At 63.0% G+C, this 1,698-nt stretch carries 3 protein-coding genes and 1 pseudogene; 2 read left to right on the top strand and 2 right to left on the bottom strand.

The genetic code is table 11. The features are described 5' to 3' along the window. Both A2I95_RS35770 and A2I95_RS35765 read left to right on the top strand, forming a co-directional pair. Nucleotides 1–261 (top strand): SDR family oxidoreductase (locus A2I95_RS35770; RefSeq protein WP_291737288.1); only part of this gene is annotated, 261 nt, incomplete at its 5' end. Next, nucleotides 258–992: an SDR family oxidoreductase gene (locus A2I95_RS35765; RefSeq protein WP_291737287.1), complete on the top strand. Its 735-nt coding sequence runs from the start codon at nucleotides 258–260 to the stop codon at nucleotides 990–992. The genes A2I95_RS35770 and A2I95_RS35765, both read left to right, overlap by 4 nt. Before the next feature lie 96 nt (nucleotides 993–1,088). Here the strand turns inward: A2I95_RS35765 and A2I95_RS35760 are convergent, their stop codons facing one another. Together A2I95_RS35760 and A2I95_RS35755 are read right to left on the bottom strand one after the other, a co-directional pair. Then, nucleotides 1,089–1,280 (bottom strand): hypothetical protein, encoded by a 192-nt coding sequence (locus tag A2I95_RS35760; RefSeq protein ID WP_291737286.1) that lies wholly within the window; start codon nucleotides 1,278–1,280, stop codon nucleotides 1,089–1,091. Nucleotides 1,281–1,318: 38 nt separating this feature from the next. Then, nucleotides 1,319–1,698, bottom strand: a pseudogene (locus A2I95_RS35755) (hypothetical protein); the annotation flags it as partial.

Raw genomic sequence — 1,698 nt, 5'->3', positions numbered from 1 at the left:
GGCATGGATCACGCCCATCAGGGCATCCGCATCAACGCCGTCTGCCCGAACGAGGTGAACACGCCGATGCTGCGCTCAGGCTTTGCCAAACGCGGCTTTGATCCAGATTCCGCGGTGGCGGAGCTGGGCAAATCCGTGCCGCTGGGCCGCATTGCCGAGCCGGAAGACATCGCCGATGTGATCCTGTTCCTGGCTTCAGGCGCTGCCCGTTACATGTGCGGCGCGCTGGTTGAGGTCAACGGCGGGAAACCGGTGTCATGAGCCGGTTCGAAGGCAAGGTTGCGCTTGTTACCGGCGGCCGCAGCGGCATCGGCCAGGCCATCGCCCGCCGTCTGCGCGACGAAGGCGCCCGCGTTTTCACCGCACAGCGCGGTGAGGATGCCGAATTTGAGGCGATCCCGGCGGATTTCACTGTTTCGGACAGCCCCGCACAAGTGGTGACAGACGTCGTCAGCAGGGCAGGGGGGCTGGATGTGCTGGTCAACAACGCCGGCATGATGCAGGAGGCCAGCGTCGAGGATATGACCCTCGCCGACTGGCAGCGCAATCTGACGGTGAACCTGACGGCTCCCTTCCTGATGATCCAGGCGGCTCTGCCGCACCTGCGCGAATCCCGCGGCAGCATCGTCAATACAGGATCGATCGAGGGTCTGGGCAGCAACCCCGGCCACGCCGCCTATTGCGCCTCCAAGGCAGGTCTGCACGGCCTGACCCGTGCAGTGGCAGTGGATCACGGGCCTGAAGGCATCCGCTGCAACGCGGTGGCGCCGGGCTGGATCGACACGGACCTGAATCTGGATTTCATCGAAGGCATGCCCGACCCCGGCGCCTTTCGCCGCGATATCGCGGGCATCCACCCGGTCGCCCGCACCGGCAGGCCGCAGGAAGTGGCGGCACTGGTGGCCTTCCTCGCGTCAACGGATGCCGGTTTCATCACCGGGCAGGTTTATACCGTCGATGGCGGCCGCATGGCCAAGCTGAGCCTGCCTTGAAGCCATGGGATCCGGGCCTCCATGGCCCAAATCCCCTTCATCTTTGCAAAAATACTCCGGGGGAGGCCGCAGGCCGGGGGCAGCGCCCCCAAACCCTTATTCCTTCCCGGACCGCCATTCCTTCCACATCAGATAGGTGTTCGCCCCAAGCGAGGCAAAGGGTTCCGGCGGCAGCCTCGGCGGTTCCGGCTGGGCCAGAAAATGGCTGGCAATCTCCGATCCGCCCTGCAGCAGCAGTTCGGCCGCCCCCATCGGGATCCGGCCGGTCTGCACCAGTTTCTGATCCACGTGCTATGCGCGGTCAGTGTCTCAGGTCGTTCGTGTAATCAAAAAATGTCGAACGTCTGGCCTGCGGCCAGCATTTGGAGGCTATCCTGCGCGTCGCCATCAACCAAAGCCCACAGCAGATTACCTGTGCCCCGGTGGGTGACAAAAACTTCGGCAATATCGGCGCTGCCCGCTCCCTCTGTCGTCGCGCGCTGTACGATGAAATCGGCGGCTGTGGCGTCGCCAGCATACATCAGGACATCCCCATCCGTGGCGTTATAATCTTGAATCCAATCGGTCCCATGGGAATTCCTGCCAAGATGAAAGAAACGATCAGCCCCAGAACCGCCGTTCAATCGGTCATGACCATATCCGCCGTTAAGGAAATCATCCTCGGTTCCGCCAAAGACGACATCGCTGGTTGAGCCACCTCCAACGG

This window comes from Leisingera sp. F5 (genome assembly GCF_001593695.1).
Note: the sequence above shows the minus strand (reverse complement) of the source record. Positions and strands in the feature narration are given on the sequence as shown.

What these genes read in the sequence shown, in the direction of transcription:
- A2I95_RS35765 (WP_291737287.1), top strand. Translation starts at nt 258, where the DNA reads ATGAGCCGGTTCGAAGGCAAGGTTGCGCTTGTTACCGGCGGCCGCAGC.